Annotated in this window: 15 protein-coding genes; 9 read left to right on the forward strand and 6 right to left on the reverse strand. The window is 69.3% G+C overall.

All coding sequences use genetic code 11. The features are described from left to right. Window positions 1–107 precede the first annotated feature (107 nt). From BKN51_RS08895 to BKN51_RS08905, 3 genes are read left to right on the forward strand one after another with little or no spacing between them, the layout of a single operon-like run. On the forward strand, window positions 108–782 hold the full coding sequence (locus tag BKN51_RS08895; protein WP_101607184.1) for a response regulator transcription factor: 675 nt from the start codon (window positions 108–110) through the stop codon (window positions 780–782). Then, window positions 779–2,167, forward strand: a complete 1,389-nt coding sequence (locus tag BKN51_RS08900) for a sensor histidine kinase (protein WP_101607186.1) — start codon at window positions 779–781, stop codon at window positions 2,165–2,167. Before BKN51_RS08895 ends, BKN51_RS08900 begins: the two co-directional genes overlap by 4 nt. Further along, window positions 2,164–2,637 carry a hypothetical protein gene (locus BKN51_RS08905; protein WP_101607187.1) on the forward strand — a complete coding sequence of 158 codons (474 nt, stop codon included), beginning with the start codon at window positions 2,164–2,166 and terminating at the stop codon, window positions 2,635–2,637. The genes BKN51_RS08900 and BKN51_RS08905 overlap by 4 nt, the downstream gene beginning before the upstream one ends. Here BKN51_RS08905 and BKN51_RS08910 read toward each other — a convergent pair whose 3' ends face one another. The 6 genes from BKN51_RS08910 to BKN51_RS08935 all read right to left on the reverse strand — a co-directional run bounded on the left by BKN51_RS08910 (window position 2,638) and on the right by BKN51_RS08935 (window position 10,724). Beyond that, window positions 2,638–3,864 (reverse strand): acyltransferase family protein, encoded by a 1,227-nt coding sequence (locus BKN51_RS08910; protein ID WP_101607193.1) that lies wholly within the window; start codon window positions 3,862–3,864, stop codon window positions 2,638–2,640. 69 nt (window positions 3,865–3,933) lie between these two features. Next, the gene (locus BKN51_RS08915; protein ID WP_101607195.1) at window positions 3,934–6,732 is read right to left on the reverse strand and encodes a helix-turn-helix transcriptional regulator; all 2,799 of its coding nucleotides are present in this window, start codon (window positions 6,730–6,732) and stop codon (window positions 3,934–3,936) included. Between the two features lie 95 nt (window positions 6,733–6,827). After that, window positions 6,828–8,471 carry a hypothetical protein gene (locus BKN51_RS08920; RefSeq protein ID WP_101607196.1) on the reverse strand — a complete coding sequence of 548 codons (1,644 nt, stop codon included), beginning with the start codon at window positions 8,469–8,471 and terminating at the stop codon, window positions 6,828–6,830. A 25-nt stretch (window positions 8,472–8,496) separates the two neighbouring features. Next, entirely contained in the window at window positions 8,497–9,669 is a 1,173-nt protein-coding gene (locus BKN51_RS08925) for a hypothetical protein (protein WP_101607198.1), read from the reverse strand. A 31-nt stretch (window positions 9,670–9,700) separates the two neighbouring features. Further along, complete coding sequence (locus BKN51_RS08930) at window positions 9,701–10,093, reverse strand: PAAR domain-containing protein (RefSeq protein WP_101607199.1); 393 nt, start codon at window positions 10,091–10,093, stop codon at window positions 9,701–9,703. Then, window positions 10,065–10,724 carry a DUF4255 domain-containing protein gene (locus tag BKN51_RS08935; RefSeq protein ID WP_158255817.1) on the reverse strand — a complete coding sequence of 220 codons (660 nt, stop codon included), beginning with the start codon at window positions 10,722–10,724 and terminating at the stop codon, window positions 10,065–10,067. The genes BKN51_RS08930 and BKN51_RS08935 overlap by 29 nt, the downstream gene beginning before the upstream one ends. A 170-nt stretch (window positions 10,725–10,894) precedes the next feature. Between BKN51_RS08935 and BKN51_RS08940 the strand changes: the two genes are divergently transcribed. Genes BKN51_RS08940 through BKN51_RS08960 form a run of 6 tightly spaced genes read left to right on the forward strand, consistent with a single transcriptional unit; the run spans window position 10,895 to window position 16,024 of the window. Further along, the gene (locus tag BKN51_RS08940; protein ID WP_101607201.1) at window positions 10,895–12,403 is read left to right on the forward strand and encodes a phage tail sheath family protein; all 1,509 of its coding nucleotides are present in this window, start codon (window positions 10,895–10,897) and stop codon (window positions 12,401–12,403) included. Beyond that, window positions 12,400–12,867, forward strand: coding sequence for a phage tail protein (locus BKN51_RS08945; RefSeq protein ID WP_101607202.1), 468 nt, complete (start codon window positions 12,400–12,402; stop codon window positions 12,865–12,867). The genes BKN51_RS08940 and BKN51_RS08945 overlap by 4 nt, the downstream gene beginning before the upstream one ends. Window positions 12,868–12,895: 28 nt before the next feature. After that, a complete protein-coding gene (locus BKN51_RS08950; protein WP_101607203.1) occupies window positions 12,896–13,366 on the forward strand; it encodes a phage tail protein in 471 nt (156 codons plus the stop codon). After that, window positions 13,366–13,773: a hypothetical protein gene (locus BKN51_RS08955; RefSeq protein ID WP_101607204.1), complete on the forward strand. Its 408-nt coding sequence runs from the start codon at window positions 13,366–13,368 to the stop codon at window positions 13,771–13,773. Before BKN51_RS08950 ends, BKN51_RS08955 begins: the two co-directional genes overlap by 1 nt. Next, window positions 13,770–13,922, forward strand: a complete 153-nt coding sequence (locus tag BKN51_RS43485; RefSeq protein ID WP_168214295.1) for a DUF6760 family protein — start codon at window positions 13,770–13,772, stop codon at window positions 13,920–13,922. Before BKN51_RS08955 ends, BKN51_RS43485 begins: the two co-directional genes overlap by 4 nt. A 17-nt stretch (window positions 13,923–13,939) precedes the next feature. Then, entirely contained in the window at window positions 13,940–16,024 is a 2,085-nt protein-coding gene (locus tag BKN51_RS08960) for an eCIS core domain-containing protein (protein ID WP_101607205.1), read from the forward strand. Window positions 16,025–16,030 lie beyond the last annotated feature (6 nt).

A 16,030-nucleotide genomic window follows, 5' to 3' on the forward strand; every position in this document is an offset into this window, starting at 1 on the left:
TCGACCGTGCCGTCGCCGCGTCCCGGGCGTTCCGCGATCGTGTCCCGGTTGTGTCGCAGAAGATCGCTTGACCGATGAGACGGCCCGGAGGAGTCCATAATGGACACGTGGTGGCGATATTGCTCATCGAGGACGATCCGCTGGTCAGGCGCGGCCTTCAGCTGGCGTTGTCCAGACACGGACACGATGTGCGGACCGCGGAGACCGGTGAGGACGGGCTGGAGCAGTTCCACGTGTCCGCGCCGGACCTGGTCGTGCTCGACCTGATGTTGCCGGGGATCGACGGTTTCGAGGTGTGCCGCCGGATCCGGGCGGCGGGCGAGGTGCCGGTGATCATGCTGACCGCGCGGGGTGACGACTTCGATGTCGTCGGCGGCCTGGCGGCGGGCGCGGACGACTATGTGATCAAACCGGCGCGGCCCTCCGTGCTGGACGCGCGGATTCGTGCGGTACTCCGCCGTGGAGCCGCTCCGGCCGAGGGTGTGCGGGTGCATCGCGACCTGCGGATCGACACCGCCGCGCTCGCGGTGGCCGTGCGCGGTGAGCCGGTTTCGCTGACGCCGACGGAAATGCGGCTGCTGTTGACGTTGTCCCGGTCGCCCGGCCGGGTGTTCAGCCGCAGCCAGTTGCTGGAAGAGGTGTGGGAGCACGACTACCTCGGTGATTCCAGGCTGGTCGACAACTGTGTGCAGCGGCTGCGGGCGAAGGTCGAGGACGACCAGGCGAGTCCGGTGTACGTGCAGACCGTCCGAGGGTTCGGCTACCGGTTCGGGCCGGTATGAATGCCGGTCGGCTCCTGCCGCGGGGACTTCGCGCCCGCCTGCTGGTCGCTTTCGTCCTGGTCGCCGTGCTCGCGGCCGCCGCGGCCGCCTGGTCGAGCGCCCGGTCGGCGAGCGCCGCGCTGGTCGCGACCACCCAGCAGCGGCTCGCCGGCACCCTCACCGGCCAGATCGCCGCGGTCGCGCCCCAGCTGACCTACCCGCCGACTCAGGACTCGCTCGACCGGCTGCGCGCGGCCCTCGGCGCGAACACGCTGGTCACCTACGGGGATCTGCGCTCCGAGGACGGGGCCGACCTCGGCACGGGCTCGCTGCGAGCGGCCGTGCGCGGCGAGAAACGGCTGGTCACGCAGAGGCTCATCGCGGGCGAGACCCCGTGGTTGCTGATCGGCACGCCGGTCATGCTCACCGCCCCGGACGGCGCCCGTGCCCCGTCCGGTATCGAGGTGTACTCGGCGCACGATCTCACCGGAGTCGAGGAGCAGATCGATCACCTCACCCGCTCCGCGGCGATCACCGCCGCGATGGCGTTGCCTCTGGCGGTGCTCCTGGCGCTGCTCGCGGCGGGCAGTGTCCTGCGGCCGGTGCGGAAGCTCCGTGACACCGCGCGCCGGCTCGCGGCGGGTGATCTCGACGCTCGCACACCACCGCAGGGTGCCGACGAGCTGGCCGACTTGACCGTCACCGTCAACGAGATGGCCGAGTCGTTGCAGCGCATGCAGGCCGACGCCAAACGGTTCGCCGCGGACGTCTCCCACGAACTGCGCACCCCGCTGAGCACGCTGACCGCGGTGGTGGAGGTGATGGCGGCCACGGCGGACACGATGGAGCCGGACGCCCGGGAATCGGCGCAGCTCGCGATCACCGAGACCCACCGGCTGGTCCGGCTGGTCGAGGATCTGATGGAAGTGTCCCGTTTCGACGCGGGCACCGCACAGATGCGGTGGGAGGAGACGGACGTCGCGGCCGCCGTGCGGGAATGCCTCCGTTCCCGGGGCTGGCTGGAGCAGGTCGAGCTGCTGGTGCCGGAGGAGATTTCGCTGCGGCTGGACCGTCGCCGCCTGGACGTCGTCGTGGCCAACCTGGTCGGCAACGCGCTGCGGTACGGCGCGCCACCGGTGCGCGTGCGGATCTCGGTGCTGCCGGACCAGGTCCGCGTCGAGGTGACCGATCACGGCCCCGGCTTGCCGGAACACGTGCTGCCGAAGGTGTTCGACCGCTTCTACAAGGCGGACACCGCGCGCACGCGAACGCCGGGCAGCGGGCTCGGACTGGCGATCGCGCGCGAGAACGCGCGCCTGCACGGCGGCGACCTCACCGCGGACAACACCGTCGACGGTGGCGCGCGGTTCGAGCTGCGGCTGCCACGGAACCTGGAGGACCGGTGAAACGCATCCGGCTTGTCGCACTGACCCTGCTACTGGCGGGTTGCGGAGTCGCACCGTCGGGACCCGCCGCCGACGGTGACGCCCCGACCGGCGTCGCGCCCGGGGTGACGCTGTACTTCGTCGACGTGCACCGTCGGCTCCAGCCACAGCTGAGGGAAACCAGGCGACTCGGCACGATCGCCGAAGCGGTATCACTGCTGCTCACCGGTCCCGGCGGCTCGGAGCTGGACACCGACATCGCGTCGACGCCGGTCACCCAGGTCGTGGTGACCACCGAACCCGGCCTCATCCAGCTTCTGGTGCCGCTGACCGACCGTGAGGTCACACCACTGGGTATCGACCAGATCGTGTGCACGGCGCTCGGCGTCCACGTGCAGAGCGGCGGATCGAAGGCCACCAAGGTACGGATCGGTTTCACCCAGCCCACCCCGGAATCGGATGTTCAGCGGACCTGCCCGCTGAACACGTGATCAGCGGGCGCTTCCGAGCCGGGTGATGTCGATGCCGGGCGGTTCGGGGGCGGGAAGGGCAAGCCACAGCAAGGCAAGGGCGACCATGACCGCCGCGAACGCGAGCACCCCGCCGCGGCCGCGTGCCCACTTCGCGCGGAACCGGATGGGGTCTTCGACCGCGTACTTCGACAACGCGGCCAAGCCGATCGACAGGACGCAGACCAGCACGGTCCGGGGCCATCGGCCGATCCCGGTCCACTGCTCGGACACCAGCACGAAAACGGGCCAGTGCCACAGATAGAGGCTGTAGGAGATCAGCCCCATCCAGCGCAGTGGCCGCCAGGCAAGGAGCTTGGCGGCCACCGTTCCCGGCGTCCGGACACACAACCCGATCAGCACCGCGGCGGCCAGCGAGTGCGCGAAGAGCCCACCGGTGAACAGCCACGGTGAGCCCACACCGTCGGCGAACCACCACAGCACACCGATTCCGGCGGCCAAGAACGCCGGCACCACTCCCGCTGTCCGGGCAGTCGAGCGGGCCAGGACGTCGCGCACCGGACCGGTGGCGACCATCGCGCCCAGCAGCAGGGAGAACGCCCGGGTGTCGGTGCCGGTGTAGACCCGGGTCGGATCGGACGGCGTCAGCAGCGTGATCATCAGCACCAGAGAGACCACCGAGGCCGCGAGCGTGATCACGGCGACCCGCCGGTGCAGTAGCCGTCGTCCGGCCAGGGTCGAGATCAACAGCAGCGCCGGCCACACCAGATAGAACTGCTCCTCGACCGCGATGCTCCACAGATGCTCGAAGACCCGGGCCGAGCCGAAGCGGTCCCAATACCCGGACGACTCCGCGATCAGGTGCCAGTTGACCAGGTTCAGCTGCACCCAGGGGCCGTCCCCGAGCGTCGTCCGCACCACGTCCGGTGACGCCGCGAGCCACACCACGACGGTGACCACGGCGAGCATGGCCGCCAGGGCGGGAAGCAGCCGCCGGATCCTGCGGCCCCAGAAAGCGGTCAGTGACACCGTCCCGGTCGCCTCGGCCTCACGCAGGATCAGGTCGGTGATGAGGTAGCCGGACAAGGTGAAGAACAGGTCCACCCCGAGGAAACCGCCGGGCAGGAGATCGGTGTGGAACAGCAGGACGCCGAGGATCGCGATCCCTCGCAACCCGTCCAGCGCGGGGACGTGCGTCCCGCGTCCGGCGTCCGCGCGAACCACCGGGGCCTGGTCGATGTTCGTCATGATCCCGACTGTGCTGCGGCGATGTCGGCCGCCGGTCCCGGGACTGTCGCAGTCTTGTCGCAGGCAGGCTCATCTCGAGTCGACGGGCAGTCCGGAGAGCGCGTGGCGGCCCCCGGTGAGGAGATCCCGCAGTTCTTTTCGTGAACCGAGCCCGAATTTCGCGTAGATGTTCCCCAGGTGGAATTCGACGGTCTTCACCGTCACGAAGATCTCCGCGGCGATCTCCCGGTTGGTCAGGTGTTTGCCGACGAGACGGGCCACCTCGCTTTCGCGGTCGGTCAGCCCGGCCAGCGCGGTCGGATCGAGGGAGACGTCGACCTGCGACTCGGTCAGGTCCGCGTCGGCCCGCCGTTCGAACGGGACCGCGCCCAAGGTGGCGAAGCGGATTTTGGCCGCACGAAGCCACTGTGCGCCGGGGACGGGTCTCGCCGTACCGAGGAGGCGGCGAGCGTGCTCATGGAGCAGCAGGCCATCGGCGAGAGAGACGCCGAGCGCGGCCGGGGTGGGGTAACGGTTTTCCACGCAGTGGAGGGCGGCGGCGTGGTCACCACGGGCGGCCAAGAACGACGCCGTCAGGCGGATCACGGTGCTTTCCCAGGAACCGACGCCGCTCGCCTTCGCCGCGAACACCTTGAGCTGCGCTCGCGCTTCGGCGATCCTGCCGGTGCCCAGGAGGGCTTCCACCAGGAGCGGGCGCCACCAGAGACTCCACCATTCGTGTGCCCCCGTCGCCTCGGTCAGGCCCGGGATGGCTTGGAGCGCGGAAAGTATCGCGGCCGGATCGTCTTTCGCCTGTCCGAGAACGGCTCCCGCGATTCCGGCGTACCGCAGGTCTTGGAGCGCGCCGGTCCGCGCGGCGGCCTCTTCCGCGCGACGGACGTGCCGGGCGGCCGTCGCCCAGTCGCCGCGTCCCGCGGGGACCAGGGACGCGGCGAAACTGCAGAGAGCCTGGTTCGTGGGCTGCTCTTCCGCCTGGGAGACGGACACGACCTGCGCGACGGTGAGCGCGGCCGCGTCCCAGTCTCCCGACTGGTAGTGCGCCGCCGTCAGATACGAGTAGGGGCAGGTTCCACTGAGGAAATGCGCACCGCTCCGATGACGGCGCCGCACCTCGTGCAGGTCTCGTTTGGCCTCGTCGAGCCTGCCGAGCACGGTGCGCAGCGCGCCGCGGCAGGCGAGTGAATCCAGGTGGGGGGTCGGGACTTCGGCCGGTTCGGGGGACAGATGCCCGAGCTCGTCGAGGCCGCTCTCAAGCCCGTCGCGTCGGCCCCTGGCCACCGCGAGCAGCACCTTGGTGAAGTCCGCGAGGCCGGTCGGCACCTCACCGAGCGACAACGCGAGCCGCCCGTGCTCGATCACCGAATCGGACTCGCCGCGCCAGGTCAGCGCGCCCGCCAAACCCGCCGCGGCCGACGCGCGCACCCAGCGGGGCGCGTTCTCCGCCTCGGCCTGGCGCAAGGCGGCCGTCAGTTCCCGTTCGGCCCGCACCCGTTCGCCCGAGCCGAACAGGGAGACGAGACCTTCGCACAGGGAACGCAGGGCGGACCGGGCGCAGCGGGCGATCCGGGCCTGCGCCCCCGAGGCACGCCACCGTTCCTCGCTGAGCAGCTGATGGATGACCGACGTGAGCAGCAGACGTTCGGCGTCCGGCCCGGACGGCGAGATGTCGGCGGCCCAGCCGAGATAGGTGGCGGCGGGTCCGTGCTCACCGCGGTCGGCCTCCTCCTGGGCGGCCTTCTCCAGCTCCCGCGCGAGGTCGCCGTCGGTCATGGTCACCGCCGCGACCCGGTGCCGCCACGAACTCGCCCTGTCCACGGCCTCGGCCGCCCGCAGGTGCAGCCTGCTCCGCCGGGTCGGTGTCAGCGAGAGATAGACGGCTTCCCGCTGCACGTCATGGGTCAGCTCGACCGGACTCGACACCTCGCGCGGCCACCACGTCACCAGACCCGCTTCGAGCGCCGGCTGCAGCGCCTCTTCCGCGTGCTCGATCGCGGCCACCTGCGCCACCCTCGCCAGCGGAGACCGGACGCCGAGCACGGCGAGCGCGGCCAGCAGTTCCCTGGTCTCGGCGGGCAGGCCGGCGAGAGTCCTCCGCGCCGCGACGACCGCCGAACTCGATGCCGTCCGGAACAGTTCCCCGGTGGCCAGAGCCTCCGGCTCGACCTCCTTGAAGAGGGTGCGCAGGTGCGCGGGGTGCCCTCCGGTGTACGCACACAACCGCTCGACGACCTTGCCAGGGATGGCCTGCCCGAGGATCGTGCTCGCGAGGGTGGCCACCTCGTCGGTGGCCAGCCCGGTCAGTTCCACCCGTACCGCCGCCGGCCCCTCACCGAGCGGGTCGCCCGCCCGGGTGCCGTCCGCGGCGGTACGGCTGAGGGCGACCACGAGCAGCTGATCGGCCCAGCTGCGCCGCAGCACGAATCCGAGGGCGGTCAGCGACGGCGGGTCGGCCCAGTCGAGCCCGTCCAGCAACAGCGCGACCGGGCTGCGGTCCAGCAGCCCGGACAGCGCGGCGTGCAACTGCTTGCCGACCGCGAGCGGGTCCACTCCCGCCGGACGCCGTCCGGACAGCAGCGGCAACGACTCGCCGGCGCCCGCGGGCAGGCACAGCGCGAGCTGGTCGACGACACCGAACTCGCTGCCGGCTTCCGCGGGGTCGCCGACCGCGCGCAACAACCGGAAGTCCGGCACGCCCGCCAAGAACCGGCGGGCGAGCGCCGTCTTGCCGATCCCCGCGAGACCCTCCAAACGGACGAGATGGTGAGTGCCGATCCGGACCTTCCCCGTGACATCGGCCAGGAGCGCGAGTTCGGCGGCACGCCCGACGAAACCACCGGTGAACGGGGTGATGGCGCCGCGTTCCCTCACTTCGCCCCCGCTTTCTCCGCAGACTCAGGCATTCTGCCCGCCATGGGACGAATGGACCAGCAGGTTGGGCCACCCGGGGTACTCGCCGGGCCGGGTCAGGCCCGCGCGTACTTGAGTTCGACGGCCGCCATCTCGGCCACCCCGTCCTGCAGTTTCATCATCTCGACATTGGAGATCAGTCCGGGGTCGTGCGCCGGATCGACGTAGCCCAGCACCTTCACCACCACCGGCCTGAGACTTTTCGCGATCACGCCGTCGATGAGCCACTGCGGAGTCAGGTAGCCGCCGAGTTCGTTGGCCTTTTCGACCGACGCCGCCGCGGCCTTCAGACCGAGGCCGGAGAGGGCGGCCGCGTGCTTCTTCAGCATCTTTTCGCGGGTCTTCACGTCCTTGATCTGATCGAAGTCCGCGATGAGCAGGGCGACCTCGTCCTGCAGTTCGTCACTCAGTTCGGCTTTCGCCTTCACCCTGGTGCGAGCCTTTTCGATGAGCCTGTCGACTGCTCGACCGTCGTTCAGCGCCGCCCATTCGGCGATCATGGTCGCCTTGAAGGCGGCCAGATCCTTCCGGCCCGACGCCTCCTCGGCCTTGCGTGCCTCCTTGTGCACCCCGGAGAAGAACTCCGTCACGAGGGTCTTCACGGTGGGGAACACGAACGGGAAGACGCATTTCGCGACCACCCCGCCGACACCGGTGAGGTCCAGTCCGTAGCTCGCGACCGAGAGGAACGCCGCCGCCGCGGGTTCGGCCCGGCACAGGGCCCGCTCGAGGTCGTCCTCGTTGCGCTTGATGATGTAGTCGAGGATCGCCAGGGGATGCTTCGCGAGGAACTCGTCCGCCTGCTGCTTGTACTGCGGATCCTTCATGATCTGCTTGGCCCGGCGTTTGCGGTCGAGCGATTCCGCGATGGCGCCGAACTCGCTGATCATCACCCCGCCGACCAGGTTGGCTGCGCTCAGGGCCTGCGAGGTGCCTTCCTCCGGCACCACCGAGGCGGCGACGCCGGCACCGGTGTTGGCGCCCTTGAAGATCTCCTTGGTCAGCTTGATCGCGCTGGTGACCTCGTCTCCGGTGAACTTCTTCCCGCCGACACGGAACTCGTCGTTCTCGGCCACCGCCGCGTACCGCTGGAGGCTCATCTCCTTGACGACCAGCTGACGGCAGACGGCGAGATTCAGGACGATGTCGTCGATGCACTTGCGCATCCGCGTGTGCAGTTCGACGACATCGCAATAGACGTCCTTGCCGACGGCCGCCGACGCGTCGCGCGCGGCGTACTTGTGGGACTCGCCGTAGATCTCCTTCACGTGATTGCTCCGCTTGAGGGTGAAGGCGAGCAGGTTCTCGGCGTTGCTGAGGGTGACCTTGGAACACTTCCGATAGAGAGTGATCTTCTGCAGCGGGAAGGTCTTCTGGTGGAGTGCGTGGACGACCCCCTGTGCCGCGCCCGCGTCGACGGCCATGAGTGCGATCTCCTTGCGCAGCCGGACCATTTCCGGGTTGTCCTCGCGCAGGGTGCCGAACTCCCCATAGTCCTTGGCGGCGGTTTCCCTGGCCTTCTTGGCATCGGAGTGGTGTTTGACCCGGACTCCGACGTGGCCGACGCCGACCCGGCTCAGGCCCCAGATCGACAGGGTGAGCGTCTTCCCGTAGTCGAGATCCAGATCCCGGAGAGCCTGCTTCACGGAGGCGGCGGCTTTGGCGTCCTTCTTCGAGGCAGGCGGCGTGCTCGTCGTCATGGTCTTCCTCCTGGTTCACGAATGATCAGTGCTGTTCGGGGAGAATCGCCTTGACCTTCCCGGACACGGCCTCGTTCGCGGTCAGGCCCCTCAGCTCTTCCGCCGATGCCTGGCCGGCGAATTCCTGGATTCTGGCGAGGAGCGCCTCCTCCCAGATTTCCTGGATCTCGTCACTGGTCAGGCCTTCGAATTCCGAAAAGTCCGCCTTTTCCATGATTTCGGCGACGACCTTTTCGAAGAACGCGTCGTTCTTCTCGAGTTCTTCGGCCGCCTGCCGCATCTGTTCCTCGGAAGCCTCGACGAGCTCGGCCAGTTCCGCTTCCACCCGCTTGTCGCGTTCGGCGACCTTTTCGGCGATCTCGCCACCGGGCTCCGCGGGCTGCTCGTCCGGCAGCGTGATGCCGTGCTCGGCGAACGCGGCTCTCTTGTCCTCACCGGCTTCGACGAGGTCGAGGAACTTCCCTGCCCCTTCCCCGACTCCCCGGTCCTGGGCGAACTTCAGGAAATACCGCTTGAACTTCGCCCAGTCGGCTTCCCGGCCGGACCAGCCGCCCCAGCCCTTCGTCAGGGTGGCGTACCAGGCCTTGGGCTCGTACTGCGACCAGAGATCCGGCGCCTTCGTCCGCGCGACGAGTTGCTCGTGCGTCGCGATGGCGATGCCGTACCCGGCGAAGCCCCCGATCTTGTCCGGCGCACGCTCGACGTCGTCCAGCAGCAGCTGCGCCTGGGGGCGGACACCGGCCTGATCGGCGTATCCGAGGAAGAAGGCCTTGAAGCGATCCCATTCCTCTTCCTTGCCCGACCAGCCGGGCCAGCCGTTGCCGAGCACCTGGGTGAGGTGTGCGTACCAGCGCGGGGCGGTCGCGCCGTCCCACGGCGGTGGTGAATCCTGCCGGCTCTCGCGGGCCTTCGCGAGGAGACCTTCGTAGAGCCGTGGCAGCTCGTCCTTCCTGGCGTCCATTTCGGACAGCACGCTCCGTTGATCGGAGACCTTGGTGTCCATGTGCTCCACGAACGTCTCCAGTGCTTCCGGGGGCAGGGAACGCTCGGACACCTGCGCCGTCAGGAGCTGCTTGAACCGTGTCCAGTCCTCTTCGGACTCCTGGTGCGCGGAGCTCACCGCCTCGAACCAGGGCGTCACCTGGTCGTCCCGGAGTTTGCCCGCGACCGAGACAATCGCCGCTTCCATCGGTTCCACGTGCCTCACCTCGTTTCGGATTCGATCGGTTTCAGCCGGCCAGTACGGTGCCGACGGCGACGACGGTCCCGGTCGGGGCGGGCGCCGGATCGTTGCAGTCGAGAACCTGATCCCCGTCGCGTGCCAGCGGTTTCCCGTTCACCAGCACGAGCGGGCTGCCCGCCAGTACCGTGCCGCGGTTGTCCGGCGGCCGCTGGAACGTGCCGCCGGTCGGCACGTGCGGCGGGGTGTTGATCGCGACGCTGCCCACGACCGCCGCGGGCTGCCCGCCGATGAGCACGTCGGTACTGCAGCCGAGCGTGATCTTCCCGGCGAACGGCAGCTGGGTCGGCGTCGGCACGGGCCCGCCCGCCGAAGGGACCATGACGACATGCGTGTCGGTCCCGGTGACGAGGTCACCCATTTTCGCCGCGGCCCTGCCCATCGCGCACCCCTTCCGTGATCTTGGCCGGCAAGCGCCGCATACCACCGGTGGACGGCCGAGGTGGCCGTAGCGTGCGAGCGCCCAGATCGACCGAGTCCGGCGGCGGTGCCGGTTCGCCGGACTCCGGCGGGGCCAGCGGGGCGACGACCACCAGGTCCAGGCAGCCGCGCGCGACCAGGCCCAGTGCCGCCCAGATGTCCACCGGCGCACTCGAAAGTCCCGGTCTGGCAACGGAAACGGTGACCGGAGAGGTCGCGGCCGAGAGCGTTCCGGTGAGGTGGGCCGCGGAGAGCCGCGCGGTCCGGGTGCAGGCCGAAAGGACGGCGCCGAGGAGCAGATGCTCCCGTTCGATGTCGTCGGCCCAGGCGGTGACCAGATAGCAGAGCTCGTAGCGCCGTGCTTCCTGCGTACGCCGCACGACGCGACCGTCCGGCGCGCGTTCGTCCGACCAGCCGATCGGCGTACCCGCCGCGACGTCTTCCCGCACCCGGTGCAGGAAGATGCCGACCGTTTCGGTACCGGAGCACTCGGCGATCCAGTTCTCGCCTGGCGTGTCGAAGCGCACGACGACTTCGGGAGGCAAAGACTCCCTCAACAGCGACCGCAGCGCTATGTCGACTTCATCGAACATGGCGCCAGTGTGCGGAGAACCGGTGTCCCGGCGGCAGCGATCCCGGTGCATCGGAGCGGCCCGAACGGTCTACCCGATCGGGCAAGCCGGTGTGCCCCCGGGCTCGTGGTGCGGCCCCGTTCCGGCGAGCACTGTGATCGAGAAGCCCGCATCGTTCTCTTGGAGGCGCCATGCCGTCGTACCTGTCACCGGGTGTCTACGTCGAAGAGGTGTCATCCGGCTCGAAACCGATCGAGGGTGTCGGCACCGCTGTCGCCGCGTTCGTCGGCTTCGCCGAGACGGGACCGGTGGACGAGCCGGTCCTGGTCACCAACTGGACCCAGTTCACCCAGAACTTCGGCCAGTTCACGGAAGGCGCGTATCTGGCGCACGCCGTCTACGCCTACTTCGCGAACGGCGGTGGCGCCGCCTACGTCATCCGGGTCGGTGGTGGCTCGGCGGAACAGCCCGCCCCCACCGGCACCGAACTGCCGAGCGAGGGCGCCGGCAAGCCGATCGTCGTCCGGGCGCTGAAGGCGCCGGAGCAAGGCAGGCAGTTGAGCGTCGAGGTGCAGGAAGCGACGGAACGCGGCGACGACGCGTTCAAACTCGTCGTCCGGTTCGGGGACGAGGAGGAGGTCTTCGACAACGTGACCAACCGCCGCGGCGCGGCGAACGTGGCGACCGCGTTGCGGAAGTCCACTTTGGTCGCCGTCGAGGAGACCAAGGGGGCCACGCTGGCCTTGCCCGCGAAGAACACCCGTACGACGATCGCCGAGGCGCCGTCGGGCGCGCTGACCGTCCAGGACTACGTCGGTGATCCCGAGGAGCGGACCGGATTCGGGACACTGGAGGCGATCGACGACATCACCATGCTGTGCGTCCCGGACCTCATGACGGCCTACGAGTCCGGGCAGATCGACATGGACGGCGTCAAGGCGGTCCAGCTCGCCATGATCGCGCACTGCGAGCTGATGGCCGACCGGGTCGCGATCCTCGACCCGCCACCCGGACTGCGCCCGCAGCAGGTCGTGCGATGGCGAGAGGAAATCGCCGGGTACGACTCGAAGTACGCCGCGCTGTACTGGCCGTGGGTCAAGGTGGCCGATCCGCGCTCGGGCAAGCCGGTGTTCCTGCCGCCGAGCGGGCACGTGGCCGGTGTGTGGGCCCGCAACGACGACACCCGCGGCGTGCACAAGGCACCGGCGAACGAGGTACTGCGCGGGGTGACCGACCTGCAGTGCGGGATCACCCGCGGCGAGCACGACCGGCTGAACCCGGTCGGCGTGAACTGCATCCGGTTCTTCCCCGGGCAGGGCATCCGGATCTGGGGTGCGCGCACGCTGTCCAGCGATCCGGAATGGCGTTACCTGAACGTGCGGCGGCTGTTCAACTACATCGAGAAGTCCATCCTCACCGGGACGAGCTGGGTGGTGTTCGAGCCCAACGACCACTTCCTCTGGAACTCGGTCGAGCGGATCATCAGCATGTTCCTGCGGCGGATCTGGCGCAGCGGCGCGCTGTTCGGCCGGACTCCGGAGGAGGCGTTCTACGTCAAATGCGACGAGGAGAACAACCCGCCGGAGAACCGTGACGCGGGCATCCTCACCGTGGACATCGGCGTCGCGCCGGTCAAACCCGCCGAGTTCGTGGTCTTCCGCCTCGCCCAGTTCTCCGAAGGCGCGGAGCTGAAGGAATGACGACCGCCGCGTCCTTCGGCGGTATCCCGGCGCCCGCGGTGCTGAGCGCTCCCCGGTTCGTGATCATGTGCGAGGGCTGGGCGGCGGGACTGGGGTTCTCGAAGCTCGGCAGCCTGCAGTCCGAAGTGGAGTTCCAGGAGTACTCCTACAACAGCAGGCTCGGGAACACGCACACGAAGCAGTTCGGCCGGGCGAAACCGCCGTCGATCACCTTGGAACGCGCGCTGGACAGCCTCGGTTTCGCCCAGCTCTACGGCTGGCACCTGCTGGCCAGGGTGAACAACCCGCTGGCGAAACTGCCGGCGTCGTTCGACATCCTCACGAAGTCGGGGGAGCCGGTGCTCGCCTGCCTGCTGGAGAACGCCTGGTGCCAGAAGCTCGAAATCGACCAGACCCAGGCGGACGCCTCGGCGGTCTCGATGATGCGGGTCACGATCGTGTGCGACAGCATCCTGCTGCTCTGAAAGTCCTCGTGGCAAAGGAGTCCTGCTCATGACGTCCAGTCTCACCAGCCAGACCCAGGTGGTCAGCGCGGCGAGCTTCGTGGTGGAGTTCACCGGCTCGCCCATCGGCCGGATGGCGTTCTCGGAACTCGGCGGCATCACCTCGAAGGTGGCTTCCCAGGAGTACATCTTCAGCGACGCCACCGGAAAGGTGAACCACACCAAGCAGTTCGGCAAGACCGAACCGCCGACGATCTCCGTCAAGCGCGGCCTCGACCAGGCGGGCAGCAACGCCATCCTCGCCTGGCACGCGTTCGCTCGCAGCGGCGACAACAGCGCGCGGTGTCCCGGCACGCTCACCGTCTTCGACGCGGGCGGAACCGTCCAGGCGACCTACCATCTCGAAGAAGCCTGGATCTCCGAAGTGAACATCACCAGTGTCAAGGCGGGAACTTCGGACGTCGCGATGATCGAATGCAAGATCACCTGCGCGTCGATCACCGGTGCGGGGAACCGCTGATGACGCTCGCACCCGATCTCTCGCGGGCCGAAGCGGGGCTGCGCACCGAGTATCCCTTCTGCCTGCCGCGCGGATTCGTCGACGAGCACGGTGTCCTGCACCGCGAAGGCGTCATGCGGCTCGCGACCGCGCGGGACGAGATCTCGACGCAGACCGACCCCCGGGTCCGGCAGAATCCGGCCTACCTGACCGTGCTCCTGCTCGAACGCACCGTCACCCGGCTCGGCTCACTGGCCACAGTGGACACGCTGGTGGTGGAATGCCTGTTCGCTTCGGATCTGGCTTTCCTCCAGGACCTGTACCGCCGGATCAACCAGAGCGGGCACACCGAGGTCGACGTGACCTGTCCCCAGTGCCGGCACGACTTCGCCGTCGACGTGGCCGGTGATGCGCCGGGGGGATCTTGACGTACACGGCCGACCGCCTCTGGAAGGAGGTCGTGTACGTGGCCTACTACCTGCATTGGCCGTCCGCCGAGATCCTCGACCTGGAGCACCACGTCAGGACGAAGGTCATCGGGGAGATCGGCGGCATCCACACGGAACTCGGTCCCTGAATCCCAGGAGGTGAACCATGCGCTGGCCGTTCCGGCGGAATCGCCCGCCCGGCCGGGTGCCGACGCCCCGGCGCCACTGGGCCCGGCTGCCCGTGCTCGGCACGACGGTCGCGCTCCGGCCGCCCTTGCTCAGCCCGCTTCACCGGCCGCCACCGGTCACGGGCGCGACGCCCCTCGTCCCCGATGCGGCGGTGACCGTCCTCCTGTTCCCCGAGCGCCGGGGTGGCGCGCATCGCGGCCGGATGAACGGTCTGGTCCGGCTCATCGAGCCCTTGGAAGAGCCGCCTTCCGGAGAAGTGGGGGAGACGGTCGGTCCGGCCGTCACGGCGGGGGAGACGTTCGAGCCGGAACCGCCACCGCCAGTACGGCGACGGGCGTCACCGGCTCCCGCTCCGGCACCGCGTCCGGTGCTCACCAAGGTGACGGAGGAGTCCGTCGGCGAGCCGACCGAACCGGTGCAGCCGTTTCGCAGCATCACCGAGGTCGAGCGGCTGTTCGCCGAGTACGAGGCGAACGACGTCGCCGGATTGGCGGCACTCACCGGGTTCTCTTCGGTCACCGGGCCGCCGACGACGGTTCCCGAGCCTCCACGGCCCGAGGTGCGACGGCTTCGACGCCCGACGCTGGGCCAGACACGCAGGCTCGCGCGGGCGTCGTCCGCCGGGGAACCGGGTGCGCCGGCCTCGGAGAAGGGCACGGCTTCGGTCCAGAATCGTGGCCCGGCCGAACCTCCCATGGTTCCGGGTGAAGTCCCCGAGCCCGTCGTGTTCGAACACGAGCCGCCTGCCACTCAGGATCCCGGCTTCGCTGTGCCCGTCGAGATCGCAGGTGATTTCGCCGTACCGCCGGAGGTGGTGAGCCATCCGGATGCCGGTCCGGCGGTACCGGAATCGTCGGGATGGGTGGAGCCGGTCGCCGGTCCGGTTTCAGACACCCCTGTGCCTGTCGAGGCCGCAAGCGTTCTCGCTGTGCCGCCGGAGGTGGTGAGCCGTCCAGTCGCCGGTCCGGTGATACCGGAACGGCCAGGGCGGGCGGAGCCGGTCGCTGGCTCGGATTCCGGCATCGCTGTGCCCATCGAAACCACGAGCGTTCTCGCTACGCCAACGGAAGCAGCGAGCGATGTCGCACCGGATCCCGCCTCAAGTCTGCCTGTCGAGACGGAATCGCCGAAATACGGCGACACCGCGAAGGAGACGAGTACTTCCGAGATCGTCCTGCCGCAGCCGATCCCTCAAGATGACATGCCCCACCCGGCCGTCACCACTCCGAAGTCCCTTGTGCACGAGGAAGTGAGCCCGCACGTCTACCGTGCCGCGATCGCGCCGCTGACCAGCCCGCCCCCGCTCCTCGAAGCGGACCACCCCGAACGCTCGACACTGCAGGTGCCCGAGACGATCGCCGACTCGTTCCGCGCTCAGTTCGGCGTCGACGTCGCGGATGTCTCGGTGCGGCGAGGGAAGACCGTGAGCGCGCAGGCCGCCGCGATCTCCGCGCGGGCCTTCACGACCGGCGGGGAAGTCTTCCTGCCCGACGAGGCGGGCGCGCTGGACACCGTGAACGCCCGCGGCCTGCTCGTGCACGAGCTCACCCACGTCGCGCAGCAGCGGATGCTCGGGGCGGCCATGCCACCCGAGGTCTCCGCCGACGGCGCCGAACTCGAACGCCGGGCGCTGGAGGCCGAACGCTGGGCACGCGGCGAGAACACGGCGCCCGAAGCGCTGGTACATCGGCAGGTCGCCGCCGGAGCACCGCAAGCCGCACCGCCCGAGGTGGTGCGGGCGGAGGAGAAAGCACCTGACGGCGTCGCTCCTGTCCAAGCTGAGCCGGAGCAGGGACTTTCGTGGTCGATCGACGACACGTTCCCGGACAGGGCCGTGGCCCCGGAACCCGCCGCGCCCGAGCGGACCGACGCCGACCTTCTCACCCGGCTCGACCGCATGGACGCGGCGATCACCCGCCTGGACGAGCGGGACCGGGAGGTTCCCGCGCGCGAGAACCCCGATCTTCTCGCCGACCGCCTCTACCACCGCCTCCGGCACCGGCTGCGCGGGGAACTCCTTGTCGACCGCGAGCGCCGGGGCACGCTCGCCGACCGCTGGTGAGGACGC

This window comes from Amycolatopsis sp. BJA-103, from assembly GCF_002849735.1.
Classification (GTDB): Bacteria; Actinomycetota; Actinomycetes; order Mycobacteriales; family Pseudonocardiaceae; genus Amycolatopsis.